Raw genomic sequence first — 19611 nt, 5'->3', positions numbered from 1 at the left:
TTAGATGAAATACGTCTATGGAGATGATATTCACCTCACCGTCGCCCACAAAAGGGAGAGATCATACGGCTGCAAACAGGATAACAAAGCGGAACCTCGACCGTATTCTCTGGAATCACCGTATAACCACCAAATTCATACGAACTGTTTCTGCAACTGGAGAGGATTGAACACCTTGCTGGATGAACACTTCCATATCAAGAGGAGAACGACCTGCTGTGAGTCGGTGGAGTAGCTGGAGACTAACCCGGATAACTAGCTTGAACACGACAACACCCAGCGGCCACATCAAGGCAGGATGATGGAGGGTCAAACACCCTACAGCATGTTCAAGAAGGGTCTGAAATTGATACCGAAGGAAGTGCGCACTAAAGTAGCGTAAACAAGACACCGGTTTGAGGCCGGTGTCAGGTGATAACTAGATCTGTACAGATAGTAGCGCTATCTAGTATCTAACTTTAGCTACATGTCAATCTCTATTTTTGACTATTTTATTGTTGCCTAAGTCATGTTGTTTTTAATTCAAATAAATATAAGGGCCCTTAGTGTTTTTTATTGAAACGACATTATCATTTTGACTCTTTTCTACCGATAAGTAAGATAGCACCTGTAATTTTTTTAAAGGCTTTGAAAAATAGAATCCTTGAATATATCTCATGCCAAGCGCTTTTAGTATTTCTAACTCAGCATTAGTCTCAACTCCCTCAGCAATAATCATTATACCAGTTGCTGATGCATAACTGATTATTGATGATAGAAGACGCTGTGTTGATTGAAATTCATGAATCTCACGTACTAGTTTACGGTCAATTTTAATTGCATCAAATGTACCTATACTCAAAGTTGAGAAAAATGCATATCCAGTACCAAAATCATCTAGGTAAATTCTGATACCTAATGCCTTTATTCTTCCAACAACATCAATAAATAGCTCCTGATCAAGAATAGGCACAGACTCTGTCACTTCAATATTAATGGAGTATGGCGAAAGTCCATTATCATGAATAATCTCCGCCAGAAAACTTTCGATCATATCACCATTAAATATCAACTGTGATGGTGATATATTAACGGTAACAGGTATATTCGTGGTACGAATAATATCCAACGCGCTTATAACCATCATTTCAAAAATCTCATTCATATAACCATATTCTTCAGCCCAATTTATTATATCGATAGTCCCGATAGTTGGATGTCTTAGAAGTGCCTCAAAAGATGTAACTTTACCGTTTTCTATATCATGCATCGGTTGAAATACTGCGTAACTATTTTTCAGAATATCTTCAACATTAAAAGTTCTGCTCCAAGATATTTTCTCATGTTTCTTTCTATGATCCATGTGCCTTTCAAAACAAACAGGAGATTTAGCCTTGGTTCGTTTAGCTACAAACATAGCGATATCAGCCTTATCTAAAATAAAATCAAGCACAGTCTCCTGGTTTGGATAAAAGCAAACGCCTATAGATATTCCAATAGAAAGCTCTACGCCGCTGACAATCACTGGGTTTTTTACTTTATCAATAATGTTTTGGCATAGATCCAATGTGTAAGATTTATCTCCAGTAATAATGAAGCCAAACTCATCACCACCTAATCTCGCGACTACAGGATTTTGACCAAGTGCAGCTCTGATTCTTGTTGCTACAATTCGTAATACAAGGTCTCCAGATGAATGCCCCATTACGTCATTGATTTCTTTAAATTTATCTAAGTCAGCATATGCAACCAAGCAATCTTTTTTACACAGAACATTTTCTTTTAGTGCATTGATTAAACCTTCACGATTTAAGACTCCAGTTAATGGGTCCATTAAACGGCTTTTTTCTAGAGCCTCAAGGTTATCTTGCAATTCATTGATGAATTCAATCTCTTTCCTCCGCATAATTAAAATTATGCTAGTACTCACACAAATGCCATAAAATAGAATAAAGTCATACAATGAAAGTGAGAGAGCTACATTTACTGCTGCAAAGAGAGCGGAGACAAGTGAAACAATCATTATCTTTAAATATATGCTTGTTCGAATGAACAAAAAGATAAATGATGCCATTAAAATAAGAGCAAATGTCTCTTTAGATAGATCATGAAAATGTATATTCACGATGTAAAAAACCATAGATGACAGTAACACTAATAAACTAAACTGAAAAAGCTTAGTATTCTTATCATTTGGTATCAACATGTCGGATAAAAACAAGTATGATGTAAAAAATGTAAAGGCCATGAGATTTGCTGAAAATAGCTGATATACCAATACTAATGACGCGCTAGGAAATATTACAATAGAAAAACTAGCGATCAACGTACATATAGCACCACCGACATGCAATACAACATACGATATAACATAATTTTTATTACCCTCAAAGAAATGAAGCTGCCAAAACTTTAATAAATAAAAAAAACCGAATATAAATATCGTATTATTTACTGCATACATAATAATTGATGTGCCATATGTGCCCATTCCAACGGGATAGTTTTGGCTAGAAAAATATAATAAGTTGAATCCAATTATCGTCATGAACAACAAAGAAATAATAATTTTTTTAGGGATGCAATTTGAAAATGCCCATAGAAAAAATACCATGTATGCATTGGGAGCCCAAGTTATACTATATTCTGAATGATGGTGCCCATCAGTTGCAAGATGGTGGAATACTCCTTGATAGATAATGTTACATAATCCTATTGAAACTACAGACAACAGTATATAAACTTTTTTGACATGATTCATGGTGTGACCTTAGTATAAATGCTTTCAGTGTCTTTCACCAAGAGAACTGGAGATAGATACTCCCCCATCAAGGCATAATATGGCGCTCTACAAGCTACATCTAGCTCGGTTTTGCTTTGTATTCTATCTAGAATTAAATTAAGACTATATTTTTCTTTTACATAGAAGCAAGTGTCCATAAAATGATTAATCTCAGCAACATTCGCAGGTGGTGGACCCAACCTGAAATATTTAAAAACTTCATAAGGGATTTTTAAGTCCCTTGGTAAGCAATTTTTCCAATCATATCCCCCCATACAAACCATATGGCCACTATCCACAATACGATATAGGTTTCTATATACTTCATCATATATAGTGTCTTGTGGTAAGCTTGGCATATTTATATCTAAGATTATTTCTATTCTCTGTGACTTTAGTTCGTCAAAAATACTCAATAGCAAACAAATAACGGAAGGAATAATTCTCGCTTCAATTTTAAAAAAAATAGCACTTGGTCGCCTTCCTACGCAATGAAATGCGCGGCAACAATCAACCAAAAGATGTAGTTGTACTTTTGTAATCACCTCCAAAATCTGAATGCTACATGAGTGATAAAAATGTTTAGCTTCAATATATTGAGGTCTAAAGTACAAGCAAGCATTCTTTTTCCTTGGATCTATACAAAAGATATCTTGCATATGTAGTGTTGTATAACTGTTCCACCATTCTATGGTCTGACTTCCATCGAAAAAATCTGCATTGTTATCCATTAGCACTCGATCCTATGCAACCTTGTGATTATTCGTTATTTGATATTACTTTTACTATTAAATACACATATCTACATTACAAGGTCATTAATATTCTTTTCATCTTCCAATTTAAAACCAGACTTACTTGGATTAAATATATAACCCGCGCCTGATATATTTGTAAGGCACGCACAATCTTCATCCGCTTTCTTTATAACCTTACGAATGTTAGATAGAGAAACAGCAACTGTGTTATCACACACAATTCTATTTAACCAAACATTTTCTAGTATTTCATCTTTGGAGATCAGGCGGCCAATGTTCTTAATTAAATAATTAAGAACATCCCTATCCTTTTTACCTAATCTTGAGTACATCAAGTTTCCATTTGAAAGTTTATATTCAACAATTCCCGATTCAAGATCAAATGATACATCCCTAGACTTATTCACCATCTTCTTATACATAGAACTACCTCCGACAGGCTAAATTTTGTTTATTTGACCTTTATTAATCATTTCATATCTATAATCTAATTTTTTTCACCTAATGTATTGATAGTAAAATAATAAAATCGTAAAACATAAAGACTATAAAAATCATGTAGTTAGAGCGCTACAACGCACAAAAAGTGCGAATCACAACTTTTTCATAAGTTACTATTAATAACACACACACAAAACATGCATTGCCATTGCACGTTTCATGGTGTCGTCGACACACTCGCTATAATTTATATGTGGAATAAGTGATAAAATCGCTGACAGCAAAACATCGCTCTCTGATATCCTTATGAATGAGCATCATAGGAGACGCGAATCTAAAATATTTGGGTGAGGTATTGTATTATGTTGCTAAAACCAAACATGCTTATAGTAATAAAAACTAATTATCCTGCTTTAACGCGTCTGCTACTACATGATAAATAATCCTCCATGAATTTATATCATCCCTTCCCATTAGAGCTTATCATCCATCCACCTCAGTCAAACAGGAAATAAAAAATGACGCACTAGAAAATCCTCTGTACCACATGTGCCCATAAGTTATTCAACCACAACAACATGAAAATAATAAATTCAAGACACTTTATTATTGAACCAGTTTTGATTAGTTCGCCCCCCCCCATTTGCGGTTGAAAAAATCAATTCTAAGCCACGCAACATTTCGAGTTCACAGTGTCTTAATTATTATATTTTCAAGGTGCATTCCAACCATGATTTGGCACATCTTGAATATATACCTCAATCCAAAACGTTTATAAACGTCTTATTATGCCTTCTGTTAATTTAGCTCACTGGTTTTAAGATCTTGTAAGCGTTTCTAATTTTAAAATATAAAATATATGCTCTGGGTTATACTAGCTATCGGTACAGGCCTACTATATTAGATTAGACATTTCAAGACGGTTAAATGCGATTTAAAGCACATCAGCACAATAGATAAACTTGTTGGGGGCATCAGATAAACAGGCAAATGGCGTGGGCCTATATAGACTGCGAAGTATTGATTTAGATAGTCTTGAATCTCGTTACTCCGACAAATAGATAGGTAATACTTACTTGGAGAGCGATTAATTGGCTACCTTTACCTCACACTCTATGTTAAGTACACACCCATATTTTTTATCAACTCGAATGGAGCGTTGGTATCAATCCAAATGTTAATAATCCACCGTCAATAAAATACCTATTTTACAAAGGTAAGCTACTGATACAGCTTGCCTATGATGGGAGGTAAAAAGGTATGGCGATAATCATATCATCGCCATACCCCGTCAGTTCTACACCTTATAGATTTGTTCGCGGCCCTTAACGGCGTATACACACCACCTGGCTAGGCTGTGTGTCACCGAATCCACCAACGAGACCTGTGTGCATATAGACGGCGGCATGTGCACTAACAGCAAGAGGGTCGTACGTCTCACTCGTCCAATAGTCATCGAAAGAGCCACCACACTTGTTAGCCAGTGGCCATCCATGAACATGACACAAGGCATAATTCTCACCAGAAGAAGGAGATATCTCGACAAACAATGCCTGCAATTCAGCTACCGTCGGTAGACGGCGTCCGATGCTATTGCAGTAGTTGTCGGCATCCAGCCAATTCATGGTGGCCGGATCCGGCTTGAGGAATCTCGTTATCATCAATTCTGTAAAGCTGACCGTTGCCGCTTTTTGCACGGTATCGCTATTTTTCGCATATAGCGTCACCTCCACATCCTCAACCACGCTGTTGCGCAGTGACACGATCACCTCACCAACGTCATTGGTAGTGGTCGTCCATGGCGACTCGTTATCGAACGTGGCGGTGCCCTTGTCAGCACTGAACTGCACAGTGATCGGCACATTTGCCAGAACCGACCCAGCAAGGTCTTTGAATTTGGCCACTATTGTGTTCAAGGCCTTATTATTGGCGGGCTGATTATTGGTGCCCACGGCTAATCTATCGAGCACCGGGTAGAGTGCGAAGTTGGCATCACTGGTCATGCCCGTGTCACCGGAATTGGCTTCAGCCCTTGCCGTCACGGCGACCGTCTCAGCCTGGGTGTTGATGAGGGTCACTGTTGCCAGACCATTACTGTCGGTCACACTTGTCGCTGCGCCCAAGGTTGCCGTGGTGCTGCCATGCGACCATACCACGCTAGCGCCCTGCATGGGGTTCCCCTCGATATCATGCACAGTCGCAGTCAGCAGGTCAGCGCTGACGTTATCCGCAGGCTGATTGTCAGTGGTGGTCACCAGCTGGGCCACTCTCGCGGTGGCAGGGTTGGCGGCCAGAGTCACCTGCAGTGATTGAGGAAGAGTGGTCAAGGGAGCGCCATCCAGCTGTGGCGTCAGGGTGACAACGCCAGACTTGGTCCCCGTCAGGATGTACTCATAGATGCCATTGCCCCGGTCGTTTTCCATCAGGGAGATAACATCTGTATCCACACCGCTATAACCTAGCTCCACCCGATCACTGATGCCGATTACCGGTGTTTGATTGTCGTCTTTGAGGGTCAGCGTCAAAACTGCGTTATCAACCCCATCCGCCACTATGGTGGACTTGTCGACACTGAAGGTGGATTTGGCGGGGTCTGGCCGCCCCTGCACCACCGCAGAGAGCGAACTGCTTGTCTCGACCCCCTCGGACGGATCGGTCACCGCCGGATTGGTGGCCGGGATGACCGCAAAGCGAAGCTGTTTGCCACGCTCGGCATCGGTCAACAGATAGCGATCACCTCTGGCGAGTTCGATGTCACTATTATTCAGCCAGCGCAATACACTGCCCTGTTCCTCATCAGTATCCTGGTCATTAAAGGTATATGTTCCCAGCAGGGTATCCCCCACCAAGGGCGCCGCCGGGCCAGTCAGTGTCACGCCAGATGCCACTGGCGCACGCCCCTGCACCGACAGGGTGTTGGCACTTTCGGCCATTGCTCCTGTCGTTTGCCCCAGCACCAGCCACAGTGCCAGATATGACAAATAACGAGATATCACCTTCATTCAAACACTCTCCGGTTTACGACAGCACCATCACCTGCTGCAACTAGCCAGCCTCGCCATTTTTACAGGCCAAGCTGATTAAAATGGTGGGCGCCCGCGGGCGCCCTGTATTACTGATTGATGTGCCCACCTCACCTTCCCTGGCAAGGCAGGACAACCCGTTATCCATCCGATAACCATCAACCTCTTGCTGCGGGCGATGGTCCGAATATCATGCCCATCCAGCCGGGGCTGGTGATGGCTTTACTTCTTGGTGACATCAACCCGCAGCTTGCGCTTCTGATCATCCTTGCTTGGGGTGTAGGTTTCACTGACAGCCCCAGGAATGTTGATGTAGTTGCCACCTGCACCATCCTCAATTTGCCATGTGTAGTTGTAATCACTCGCCACCCCAACCCCACCGGCACTGGTAGTGACCTTGGCCCTGAGTTCGGTCGAGACAATCGGATTGCCACCAAGCGCAGCGTCAGTGGCCGCAATGACGATCTCGACGGCATCCACCTCATTGGGATCAACCACATCAACAGAACCATCGCCATCAGGAGAGCCCCCCGCCGCCGCAACTTCATTCCCCTGATAAGGGTCTGTCGTGGTTGCATCGGTTTGCGGAATCACTCCTGCTGTGATTTGGGTACCAAGATCTGCCAAAGTCAGGGTATAACTATCACCGGTTACCCCCATATCAATGCCATCGCGATACCACTTGTACTCACTCGGTGCTTGAGCATCCATATCCGGATCATCAAAACCTTGTTCTTCAATTTTGAGGCTGTCACCTACATCCACTCGACCGTTGTTGTTGACATCGACATAGTTGAATGACACTCCAGTCAACGTTGGGGGTCGCCCCTTCACAGTATCGGTTGGAGCCGATGTCAGCGCGCTGGCGCCACTGGCTACCCCCCACATTACCATTGCGATCGATACCGCGATTTTTTGCTTTCTCATCACTTGCTCTCTTCCTTTTGGCTACAAAAAATGACTTACATGGCGTCGATAAACGCCACTCCGGATGCTCACAGCGCCGCAACAATGACGCGCACCCGTTTCTTCTGATCCTCTCGCACGGGTAAATAGGTCACGCTGGTCGCCCCAGCGATATCCACAAAACGTCCAGTACCGACCCCCTCCTCGACCTGCCACTGCCAGGTCAGTCCTGCACGGCACGCGCTCGAGCCGCAGTCAGGCACGGCCGTCAGTACAGAGCCCACCTGAGGGAAGCCGTTAACCAGCCCGGTAATCGTCACTCCCATCAAGCTCGCGAGGTAATTCACACTGCTAGCCGGCCCCGTGTTGCCGCTCTTGTCGGTAGCCGTGGCGGTAATGGTGCCACTCCCCTGCACCGTCGGAGCTTCCAGGGTGTAGTTGCCATCCACGTCCGCGGTCGTGGTGCTGGTCGTGCCATCCGGCCAGGTAATGGTCACCGTGCTCTCCGGCTCTGCCTTGCCACTGACCTCCGGCTTGTTGTCGCTGTTGCGATCTGTCGCAGCCAACGTCGGGGCCCCCGGCGCCGTTGAGTCGGTGTAGTTCACGCTGGTAGCCGGCCCCGTATTGCCGTTCTTGTCGGTAGCCGTGGCGGTAATGGTGCCACTCCCCTGCACCGTCGGGGCTTCCAGGCTGTAGTTGCCATCCACGTCCGCGGTCGTTGTGCTGGTCGAGCCATCCGGCCAGGTAATGGTCACCGTGCTCTCCGGCTCTGCCTTGCCACTGACTTCCGGCTTGTCGTCACCATTGCTGTCGGTCGCGGTCAACGTCGGGGCCCCCGGCACCTTTGCGTCATCAATAAACTCAAACTCCATGCTGTCATTCGCCACATGGCCACTGGGGAAGGTGACCTCGACATCCAGGCGATAACGAGTGCCGGGGTTGGGTTGCCCGGGAGCAACCAGCTCACGCCCCCTCAGTACTTGTGCAGGCCCCTGAAATGTCAGGCGATAGCGGTACTGATAACCATCGCGGTCCGCTTCAACATCCCCCTCAATACTCTCAATCGGGATCGCATTGCGTGCTTTGGAGGGCTTCTGACGGGGGTCAACAACCCCCCAATCAACTTGGTAGTGAGCACCGGGGCGAAGTTGAACAAAGTGTTCTGCCAACTGGATAGCTGGTTGCAGCCCTGAGTCTTCCGAAACGGCAACAACCCCTTCCGCAATGGCTTCATGGCCATCGATGTCGGTGACGATGGCAACGATCGGATATTGATTGGATTGACCAATGCGATAGATGGGTAAGGTTGGAAGTGTGAGGGAACGTTTGTCCTGCCCAACCGTATCGGCAGGGCCAAGTCCACTGAGCCCCAGGATCTCGCCAAACCACTGGATGGAGGCTATCTGGCGGGAATGCTGAATGTTGAGCGTCAAGGTCAGGGCTTGCCCCTCTCCCGCAGAATATTGGTCGTTGAGAGAGGCCTTGAGGAGTACCTTGTCGCGATACTCAAGTACCATGTCATTGTTACGCTCAACCAGATCGTGGCGCATACCCGCCAGCGACTTGTCGACACGGGACGGATTCAACATGTCCGAGAGTGTTGCCCCCAGCTTCCACTCCAGCCCCAGCGTAAAACGGGTGTCATGTTGCCTGCCGCTCGCTTCAACTTGCTCGACATCCATCTTGAGTAACGGGAAGGGGTTATAGTGCAGACCGGCAGTGATGGCATGCGGATCGCGCTCAAGCTGATCTGCGCCCAGCAAGTCAACCCGCTCCCCCAAATACTGCTCGGCAGTGAGCGATGCGCTCCATTGCGGATAGGCCGGCAGATAGGCCTCAAGACGCACATCCATACCGCGTGCTGCGCGCTCTTCCATACCCTCAAACCGTGGGGAGTCATGCCAACTGCTCAGTGGGGTATAGAAGTTGGCGCCCAACTTGAGATGATCACGCCAGGCTTCGGCCCCGACTCCCGTACGCCAGTGTCGATTGGTCAGGTCATAATCAGCAAACAGGTTGTAGCCCAGCATCCAGCTGTCGAGGAAATGACGCTGGCCCACCCCTAAGTTAGCGATGGTACGCGCCTGCCCATTTCGGCGTAGACCAAACTGGGTAAACAGCAGGGTCTGCTGCTCTTCCGCAAGCGGCAACAAGAGATCAGCCTCGGCAGTGACCATATTGAAATCGTCATCCAGCGTCACCCGGGTTCTGGCTGTACCCACCGCCCCCAGCAAGGATGCTGCATAGGCATTGGCCTCCTCTTCAAAATGGGTGACCAGTTGTTGACGCCAATACTGCTTCTCTTGTTCTGGCCCATGATGCGGTGCAGTCGCATCCTGTGTAACGCTCTGCGCGGAAGGCGGTAGATGCCGCAGACTTCGTTTAAACCCCTTAACCAATTCACTGTGGTTTTCCTGATATACCGACATATCTGACTCGGCAGGCGAAAACAGCTGTCCCAAGCGGGCAGCCTGCTCGGCAACCTTCTGCTCGACATCGACAGGGGTTGGCGTAGGCGCCGTCAAATGCAGTGGATTGGCGCCTGACAGCGCAGGTAAAACGGATGGTCTCGGTAAATTGATAATGTCACCTACCGGCAAATGAGGACCGTTTAGTGTCAAGTTGCCATTTAATGCCAGCAGTTGGTGAGGGGTTGTGCCAAACTGACGTGAGACAGAACCAAGCGTATCTCCCTTTGCGATCTGATAGCGGATAAGTTCAGGTTGCTCAGCAGCGGGCTTAGAGAGTTGCCCAGCTGCATAAGCCACGGGAAATAGTACCTGCTGTCCTAAAAAGAGATAAGCCCACATAAACTGATGGACCTTGCTTGGTGTGAAATTCATAAATAGTTCCTAGGGTATGCCTTTATCGATGGGACTATACAAGGAACAAGTGAAACCGAAGAAGTTAATTAAGCAATAATAAACAAATAATAAACCAATTAAAAATTATCAGGCAAACATACCCTAATGTATTTAAAGTAAATATTGCCTATTCCACTTAAGCATTACCTTTATTTTCATACTATCAATCCACACCGCCACTTTGTTTTATTTTTTTATTATTGAATCATGCAATCTATATCACAAAACACTTAGAACCAGATTCAGTGAAAATTAAGATTCATATTTTCATGAATAGTTATCAATTAGATGAAGTGTTTACTTCACCGACTTCTTTAAGCAATAACTGCCAACTAAAAAACTTGACTAACAGTTATTATTAAATAAGAACCACAAGGCAACGTCAGCAGAGCTGCTTTATCAGCATTCTCATATGAGGCATAAATGATGTCATTATTCAGCTATATGCAAGAGAGTATCCTTGGCACATTAAACTTGCACTCTTGTGCAAACAACAGCGCCGGGTTGTAACCCGGCGCTTCGTTATAATAGTCCTGTAGACTTAACTTAATATAAGGTACAGCCCCAGCGGTATCGGTGTCCAAGTAGCTGATACTCGGGACGCACGCTCTGGCTCCAGGAGTCATCCCCGCCCACCCCCATATGGGCGCCATCGAGACAGACCCACAGCCCTGCTTCGGCCACCAGATCGCTCTGGTGACGGGCGGCCGCCAACTGCTGCTGACTGAAGCGGCTAGTACTGAAATGGAAGCTGCCGTTCACCGTCGTGCTGCCCAGCTGCAACTGGCGGGTATCACAGCGCAAGCCGTTGTCGCTCGGGAAGATGTAAGGGGTATGCATGGCCTCCAGCGGCAGGCTCCAGCGCCCCAGATCGGCGCCCAGCAGGCGATCCGGATAGTTCTCGTGCGGCCCACGCCCCAGCCATTCGGCTCGCGCTGGCACCTCGGCCAGATGGAGCAGCAGACCGATCCGCGGCAGCGAAGGCAGCACTTGCGCCAGCTCGGTCTCTATCTCCAAGCTCATGGCGCCATCGTCGGTAAAGCGGTGATGCCAGTGACTCACCAGCAGCAGCTCATCGTGGTGGAAGTAGCCATGACTCACCCGGATATCCCCTCCGGCGACCGCGATCCCTAAGCAGCGGTGTTGCCACTGACCGAGACCACAGCCCTGCCAGCGGGCAATCCAGGAGTTGGGGTCGGCGTGATCCGCTTCGCTGGTGCCGATGTCGTTGTCGAGCGGCGCCCGGTAGAAGTGATCCATGATCGGCGCCAACAACTGCTCCTGCCCCGATTTTTGCCAACTGGTGATGCGGCCGCTCAGCTTGTCGAGCCACCACTGGCTGTTTGCGGCAGTGATCCGCCAGCCATCCGACTGCTCGCTCAGGGTGGCGGCAACGGCGGGAGCAGGCAGAGCAAGGGGGGTCGGCAGGGTGAACTGCTGACGGGCGACCTTGTGATCCGCCTGCGACCAGAGGGTGGCCTGCGGCTGAACGATGGCCAGATCGAGCCAGGCCAGTGAGCCTGCCGCAAAGGGGGGCAGCCTCTCGCTCAGGGTCAACTCGACCACTCCCTGTGGCGCCAGCTCAAGGGAGATCTCCCCCTGCTGCTGCACATGGCCGTTCTCACACAGCTGCCAGCAAAGCCGCTCGTTGTCGGTTTCCCGAAACAGGTATTCGCTCTCGATCCGCACCCGCAGCGGGGTGTGCTCAAGCAGAGTGAAGCGGAACGGCTGCTGGGCACGTTTTGCCTCGAACAGGGTGGGATGGGGGGTGCGATCCGGGAACAGCAGGCCGTTGCAGCAGAACTGACGATCGTTTTGCACATCACCAAAATCGCCGCCATAGCCCCAGTAGTGGCGACCATCGGCGGTGTATTTGTCGAGCCCCTGATCGACCCAATCCCAGACAAACCCGCCTTGCAGGCGTGGATGATCGCGAAACGCCTGCCAGTAGTGGGCGTAGCCCCCCAGACTGTTGCCCATGGCGTGGGCGTACTCGCAGAGGATCAGCGGCCGGGTCTCTTCCGGCAGGCCGATCCACTTGGCCAACGCCCACTTGGGCACCGCCGGGAAGGGTTGATCCTGATGGGTTCTGGCATACATGGGGCAGATGATGTCGGTCGCCGGGGTATCGGCCCCGCCCCCCTCATACTGCACCGGACGGCTCGGGTCGCTGCGCTTGATCCAGCCATACATGGCATCGTGGGCCGGGCCGTAACCCGACTCGTTGCCCAGCGACCAGATGATGATCGAGGGGTGGTTGAAATCCCGTGCCACCATCCGGGTGGCCCGCTCCAGAAAGGCGTTGCTCCAGGCGGGATCCCGCGCCAACCGCCCCATCGGGGTCATGCCATGGGTCTCCAGATTCGCCTCGTCCACCACATAGAGACCGAGCCGATCGCAGAGGCGATAGAAGTCGGGGTGGTTGGGATAGTGGGAGCAACGCACCGCATTGAAGTTGTGCCGCTTCATCAGCAGCAGATCCCGCTCCATGGTGGCGCGATCAATGGCATAACCCTTAGCAGGGTGATGCTCATGACGGTTGGCACCGCGAATAAGCAGCGGCTGACCGTTGACTCGCAGCAGGCCGCCACGGATCTCCACCACCCGAAAGCCCACATCGCACGCCTCACTCTCGATGGCCTGGCCCTGCTCGTCCAGCAGGGTCAGGGTAAGGCGATAGAGATGGGGCGTCTCGGCGCTCCACTTGCGCGGTGCAGCCACATCGAGCCACAGCTCGGCGCGATCGTCGTAAGCCCCTTTTTCATCAATGGCTTGGGTGCCGATCGGCTGGCGCAGGGTCGCAACCCGCTCGCCGCCGTCATAGAGATTGACCTCCACCGACAGACCGGCCCCATTAGCCACCTGCAGGGCAATCTTGAGACGGCCATTTCGATAGCAGGCATCCAGCTCGGGGGTCACCCGCATATCCATCAGATGACGGGACGGTTTGTGCAGCAGGCTGACGGAGCGGAAGATCCCCGACAGCCACCACATATCCTGATCTTCCAGATAGGAGCCGTCGGACCAGCGCAGCACCAGCACCGCCAGCCGGTTGCGACCGCTCTGCAGATATGGGGTCAGATCGAATTCGGCGGGCAGGCGGCTGTCCTGGGAGTAACCGACCCAGCGGCCGTTGCAGAACAGGTGGAAGGCACTGCTCACCCCGTCGAAGATGATCCGGCTCTGTCCGCTTACCAGCCAGTCGGCGGGCAGTTCGAACTCGCGGGAGTAGCAGCCAGTAGGATTCTCTGCTGGCACTCGCGGTGGATCGCAAGGAAAGGGGTACTTGATATTGGTGTAGATGGGGCCATCAGTGAGCGGCCGCGCAGCCGGATAGGCGGCATCCAGCTGCCAGTTGCCCGGCACGGTAATGGGAGTGGCATCAACCAGATCCTGCGCCAGCCAGCTCTCGGGCACCAATTCGGGAGCAGCAAAGAAGGAGAAACGCCACTCGCCATCGAGCAAGAGACGGGAGGAAGAGGCCAGATAATCCTTGGCATCCGCTTCGCTGCGCCAGCTGAACATGGGGGTATGAGCAGGTAAACGATTAACACTGGTCACAGCCTGTGTTTGCCAATCGGCACGACAAATGATTTTTTGTAACGTCATACTGTTATTCATCTTTTATAACCTTTTTCAAATCTCTGATTACAAAACAGTCGGTTAGTAACTGGCGGCTTTTTTTGAAAGCATCGATCTACCCTTTAACAGCCCAAGTGGTCCCATTCCTGAGAGGGTAAAAATAGAAATAAAGGTGAAAGTTGCGGCAATAATGCCCAATACCAAATAGGTTTCACGAAAGCCCATCACCTCATACATAGATCCAGCCCACACAGACATAAACATGGTTGCTAGCTGCTTGAAGAACTGATAGCCAATCAACCAGATAGTCGCACTAAAGCGAACATCAAATTCACTAGTGATGTACTTGAATGTGCCGACCAACAGGAATGGAACTTCCAACATATGCAGAGTTTTCAGCAAAATGACATGGCCAACCGTCTCGGCGAATGAGGAGCCGATGATTCGAATAGACATGATGGTTCCAGCAATTAGTAGGGCATTTTTTCCGCCAATTCGATTCACAATCAGTGGGGCAAAAAACATGATGCTGGCGTTAAGTAACTCCCCCATAGTGGTGACATAACCAAAGTAACGAGTACCTTCTTCTTTTGTATCAAAGAATGCGGTAAAAAAGTTTGCAAATTGTTGATCAAATACGTCATACGTACATGCCACACCGATTACATAGAGGGTGAAAAACCAGAATTTTGCTTGTTTCAGCAACCCCATTGCCAGTTTTACGCTAAACCCTTTCTGATTGGCGCCAATACTATCTAATACCTCACTGGTGCTACCACGACCAGGATTTATAAAATAAAATAGAACCGCCATTACAACAGCAAAAGCAGACCCCATCCAGAAAACAAACTCATTGTTAATGGTAAACATGATACCTACGATAGAGGCACAGAGAGCCCAGCCTATTGCGCCAAACATCCTTGCGCGGCCAAACTCGAACTGACTGGAGCGACTCACCTTCTCAACATAAGCCTCGATGGCTGGAGCCCCGCCAGCAAATACAAAACCTATGTACATGCCCCCTACGATAGAACCGAGATAGATGTTCAATTTCAGCAATGGTGCCAATACATAAAGAAAGAAGGGAGCGAAGAAGACCAGCAATCCGATGATTATCCAGAGCAAATGCTTTTTCAGCCCTAGCTTGTCAGAAATCAACCCAAACACGGGCTGAAATAGAAGTGCAAATAAAGAAATTGTACCGAAAACAATTCCAGTTTCAGCCTTGTTGATGCCATTTACATCATGTAACCAAATTGGAAAAAAAGGAAAGTAAGCTCCCATTATAAAGAAGTAAAGGAAGAATATGGCGCCAAACATTACCAAATTTTTGTTCAATCCGAACAGTCTTTCAATGCTCATCAAGTATCCACCCATTTCACATAACAAGCCGACCATTTGAGCGAACCATCAAGATCCACTCCCATGACTGCAAGAGTACGCACTTATGATGGAGCGTAATGTGACGAGAGATACAATTTGTGTAATCGGTTACACTGCGGAGAGGGCTCGAATAGAAAATAAGTGATCCAAATCACACTTAAACTAATAAAAATCTACTTTTTTCATAAAAAAGCAGGAAAACGATACCACAAAGTAAACTCATTAACGTAAGCAATGACTAGATAGCGCTCGCACCATGCTCACTCTAATTGGCAATAAAGGAACTATGTTTAACCTGATTTTGGTACATAGCAGGTACCGAGATGAGCTAGGCGTACGCTAGACACTATGTGATAGCGGGCTAGTTATTCGCACACAAAATGATTGACTTATGCCGCGGGGAGAACTAACAAGTTGTCATTCCGACACAGGACGAGCAACTGACTGACGGTTTATTAGAAGTGGTGTGTATATATGAGAGTGCTCGGGTGAAGACTCCCCACGAATCAAGGCAAGTGATAACTTTGCAGCCTGAGCCGCCATCAACTCAATAGGGTAACGCATAGTCGTTAGTTTAGGACGCAAATATCGAGCATAGATAATGTCATCAAAGCCTATCACGGACACTTCTTCTGGAACTTTGACTCCATTATCAGCCAGTACAGAGAGTGCGCCTGCCGCCATAGCATCATTGTAGGTTACTATAGCTGTAAGCTTTGCTCCTTTGGCGAGTAAGTTCAACGTCGCCTGCTCCCCCCCTTCTTCATTTGGTTGGGCAAATTCAATCAACTCATCACTTGGCGCAATCCCTGCGCATATCAATGCATCCCGATAACCATTCAAGCGTGACTCGGCATCCTCGATAGGTCGATTTGAACCCAGATAAGCAATTTTGACATGTCCCTGCGACAATACATGCCGAGTGGCTAACGTGGTTCCTTGCTGGTTATTCAATGCAATACAACGCGCCTGAAGAGCTGGAATGTAACGATTAATCAATACCAAACCAGGAATGCGCTCAGCATATTGCAGCAATTCGTCATCAGATAATGCTTTGCTATGTACAACAAGCCCTTCACAACGGCGAGCAATCAACAACTCTATTGCTTCCCGTTCTGCATCTGCTGTATGTCGTCCATTTCCCATCAACAAATGCAGCCCCTGCTCCGTAGTAACAGTGCCTACACCTTTCACCAATGCCCCAAAGAAGGGATCCGCCACGTCTCCAACAACAACACCAAAGGTATCACAACACTGGTTAGCCAGGGCTCTGGCATTTGCATTGGGAGTGTAACCAAGCTCAGTCATTGCTCTCTGCACTGCGACCCGGGACGCAGCACTGGCTTTTGGCGAATTGTTCATCACTCGTGAGACCGTTGCCACCGATACGTTGGCTAACCGAGCGACGTCCTTGATGGTACTCATACTGTTTTCACTCATTTTCACATTATCATTAAACATCATTATACCCTTGAAAGTAATTGAAAAAAATAGAGAAAAATAATCTTGCAATGTAGTCTCATATCAAATTAGTGTAACCGCTTACACTAATTTGTAGATGAGCTCACAGTTTACGTCGAGACCTCTCGTTTAGACTGTTGCCAATGTTTTTATATGGAGAGCAAGATGAATGTTCTAGTCACCGGTGGTTGCGGATATATCGGCAGCCACACCTGTCTGGCCCTGCAAGCGGCAGGCATGAATCCCGTGGTTGTCGACAACCTCGGCAACAGCAAACGCAGCGTGCTGGCACGAGTCGCCGCCATCAGCGGCCAGCAACCCGTGTTCTATCAAGGGGATATTCGCGATGCGGCCCTGCTTGACCAGATCTTTGCCGAGCAGAAGATCGACGCAGTGATCCACTTTGCCGCCCTCAAAGCGGTCGGTGAATCGACCCGTATTCCACTGGATTACTACGAGAACAACCTCGGCGGCACCCTCACCCTGCTGCAGGCGATGAAGCGGGCCGGGGTGCACAATCTGGTGTTCAGCTCCTCTGCGACCGTCTACGGCGATCCGGCCAGCCTGCCAATCCGCGAGGATTTCCCCCGCAGCGCTACCAACCCCTACGGGCGATCCAAGCTGATCATCGAGGAGATCCTCGAAGATCTGCAGTTGGCCGAGCCGCACTGGAGCATGACCCTGCTGCGCTATTTCAATCCGGTCGGCGCCCATGAATCGGGCACCATGGGGGAAGACCCGCAGGGCATCCCCAACAATTTGATGCCCTATATCACCCAGGTCGCCATCGGCCGTCGCGACTGCTTGTCTGTCTTTGGAAACGATTACCCCACCCAGGACGGCACAGGTGTGCGCGACTACATCCACGTGATGGATCTCGCCGAGGGGCACGTCAAGGCGCTGCAGCACTGCGCCGACAAGGGTGGCGTGCACACCTACAACCTGGGCACAGGTCAGGGCCAGAGCGTGTTGCAGCTGGTCGCCGCTTTCTCTGTCGCCTGTGGCAAGCCGCTGCCATTTCGCATCGAACCGCGCCGCCCTGGCGACATCGCCGCCTGCTGGGCCGATCCGGCCAAGGCCGAGCGCGAGCTGGGCTGGCAGGCGACCCGCAACATCGACGCCATGTGCGCCGACAGCTGGCGCTGGCAATCCGCCAATCCGAACGGTTACGAGGAGTAGGCCTGCCTGCTCCCCGTGAATAAACGACTTTAATTTTCCATATCTTATTCAGGAGAGATGATGTTCAACCCCGTCGATCATCCCCATCGCCGCTTCAACCCGCTGACCGGCCAGTATGTGCTGGTCTCCCCCCACCGGGCCAAACGCCCCTGGCAGGGACAGGTGGAGAAAGTGAGTCAGGCCCCCAAACAGGCCCACGATCCCGACTGCTTCCTCTGCGCGGGCAACACCCGGGTCACTGGCGACATCAACCCCGACTACAAGGGCACCTTCGTCTTTACCAACGACTTCGCCGCCCTGATGCAGGATACCCCGGCCGCCGATAGCGCCAGCAATCCCCTGCTGAAACTGGAGGCCGCCCGCGGCACCAGCCGGGTGATCTGCTTCTCGCCGGATCACGGCAAGACCCTGCCCGAGCTGCCGCTGCCCGCCATCGAAGGGGTGATCACCACCTGGATGGATCAGGTCGCCGAGCTGTCGGCCCAGTGGGAATGGGTGCAGGTCTTTGAAAACAAAGGGGCCGTCATGGGCTGCTCCAACCCTCACCCCCACGGCCAGATCTGGGGCAGCGACTTCCTGCCCAACGAGATCGCCCGCGAAGAGCAGCACCAGCGTGACTGGCTGGCCGAGCATGGCCGCCCCATGCTGCTGGAGTATGTGGAGCGGGAGTTGGCGGATCGCTCGCGCATCGTGGTGGAGACCGAGCACTGGCTTGCCGTGGTTCCTTTCTGGGCCGCCTGGCCGTTCGAAACCCTGCTGCTGCCCAAAGCGCACGTCCCCTCCATGCTCAACCTGACCAAGACCCAGCAACAGGATCTGGCGGTAGCGCTCAAGGAGCTCACCAGCCGCTACGACAACCTGTTCGAGTGCAGCTTCCCCTACTCCATGGGCTGGCACTTTGCACCGTCCAAATCGGATTGCCCCGAGACGTGGCAACTGCACGCCCACTTCTATCCGCCACTACTGCGCTCCGCCACTGTGCGCAAATTCATGGTCGGCTTCGAGATGCTGGCCGAAACCCAGCGCGACCTTACCCCCGAGCAGGCTGCCGAGCGGCTGCGTGCCCTGAGCCCCGTTCACTACACCCAGACCAGCCACACCAATGAGGAGGCCCTATGACCCCCAGCCAACGCGTCAGCACCGTTTTTGCCGAGCAATTTGCCAAAGCGCCCGATCTGCTGGTGCGCGCCCCTGGCCGCGTCAACCTCATCGGTGAACATACCGACTACAACGACGGCTTCGTGCTGCCCTGT

Annotated in this window: 12 protein-coding genes and 1 pseudogene; 4 read left to right on the top strand and 9 right to left on the bottom strand. The window is 49.6% G+C overall.

Annotated features, from left to right (window positions below; all coding sequences use genetic code 11):
- Positions 1-172: 172 nt before the first annotated feature.
- A pseudogene (locus LRL22_RS20155) lies at positions 173-382 on the top strand (IS481 family transposase); the annotation flags it as partial.
- A gap of 135 nt (positions 383-517) precedes the next feature.
- Here LRL22_RS20155 and LRL22_RS20150 read toward each other — a convergent pair.
- The 9 genes from LRL22_RS20150 to LRL22_RS20110 all read right to left on the bottom strand — a co-directional run bounded on the left by LRL22_RS20150 (position 518) and on the right by LRL22_RS20110 (position 17143).
- Positions 518-2740, bottom strand: a complete 2223-nt coding sequence (locus LRL22_RS20150) for a putative bifunctional diguanylate cyclase/phosphodiesterase (protein WP_270906228.1) — start codon at positions 2738-2740, stop codon at positions 518-520.
- A complete protein-coding gene (locus tag LRL22_RS20145) occupies positions 2737-3492 on the bottom strand; it encodes a hypothetical protein (protein WP_270906227.1) in 756 nt (251 codons plus the stop codon). The genes LRL22_RS20150 and LRL22_RS20145 overlap by 4 nt, the downstream gene beginning before the upstream one ends.
- A 71-nt stretch (positions 3493-3563) precedes the next feature.
- A complete protein-coding gene (locus LRL22_RS20140; RefSeq protein WP_270906226.1) occupies positions 3564-3941 on the bottom strand; it encodes a winged helix-turn-helix domain-containing protein in 378 nt (125 codons plus the stop codon).
- A 1344-nt stretch (positions 3942-5285) separates the two neighbouring features.
- Positions 5286-6962: an Ig-like domain-containing protein gene (locus LRL22_RS20135; RefSeq protein ID WP_270906225.1), complete on the bottom strand. Its 1677-nt coding sequence runs from the start codon at positions 6960-6962 to the stop codon at positions 5286-5288.
- 243 nt (positions 6963-7205) lie between these two features.
- Entirely contained in the window at positions 7206-7910 is a 705-nt protein-coding gene (locus LRL22_RS20130; RefSeq protein ID WP_270906224.1) for a ZirU family protein, read from the bottom strand.
- Between the two features lie 68 nt (positions 7911-7978).
- Entirely contained in the window at positions 7979-10318 is a 2340-nt protein-coding gene (locus LRL22_RS20125) for an inverse autotransporter beta domain-containing protein (protein WP_270906239.1), read from the bottom strand.
- Positions 10319-11299: 981 nt separating this feature from the next.
- On the bottom strand, positions 11300-14362 hold the full coding sequence (locus LRL22_RS20120) for a beta-galactosidase (RefSeq protein WP_270906223.1): 3063 nt from the start codon (positions 14360-14362) through the stop codon (positions 11300-11302).
- Positions 14363-14416: 54 nt separating this feature from the next.
- Positions 14417-15697: an MFS transporter gene (locus LRL22_RS20115; RefSeq protein WP_270906222.1), complete on the bottom strand. Its 1281-nt coding sequence runs from the start codon at positions 15695-15697 to the stop codon at positions 14417-14419.
- A 438-nt stretch (positions 15698-16135) separates the two neighbouring features.
- Positions 16136-17143: a substrate-binding domain-containing protein gene (locus LRL22_RS20110; RefSeq protein WP_270906238.1), complete on the bottom strand. Its 1008-nt coding sequence runs from the start codon at positions 17141-17143 to the stop codon at positions 16136-16138.
- 201 nt (positions 17144-17344) lie between these two features.
- Here LRL22_RS20110 and galE point away from each other — a divergent pair, with 201 nt between their 5' ends.
- The 3 genes from galE to LRL22_RS20095 all read left to right on the top strand — a co-directional run.
- On the top strand, positions 17345-18358 hold the full coding sequence (gene galE / locus LRL22_RS20105; RefSeq protein WP_270906221.1) for a UDP-glucose 4-epimerase GalE: 1014 nt from the start codon (positions 17345-17347) through the stop codon (positions 18356-18358).
- Positions 18359-18418: 60 nt separating this feature from the next.
- Positions 18419-19477: a UDP-glucose--hexose-1-phosphate uridylyltransferase gene (locus tag LRL22_RS20100; protein ID WP_270906237.1), complete on the top strand. Its 1059-nt coding sequence runs from the start codon at positions 18419-18421 to the stop codon at positions 19475-19477.
- The coding region (locus LRL22_RS20095; protein WP_270905956.1) for a galactokinase family protein at positions 19474-19611 on the top strand (138 nt) is incomplete at its 3' end. The genes LRL22_RS20100 and LRL22_RS20095, both read left to right, overlap by 4 nt.

The organism is Aeromonas sp. PI_26 (genome assembly GCF_027854445.1).
GTDB lineage: Bacteria > Pseudomonadota > Gammaproteobacteria > Enterobacterales > Aeromonadaceae > Aeromonas > Aeromonas veronii.
Note: the sequence above shows the minus strand (reverse complement) of the source record. Positions and strands in the feature narration are given on the sequence as shown.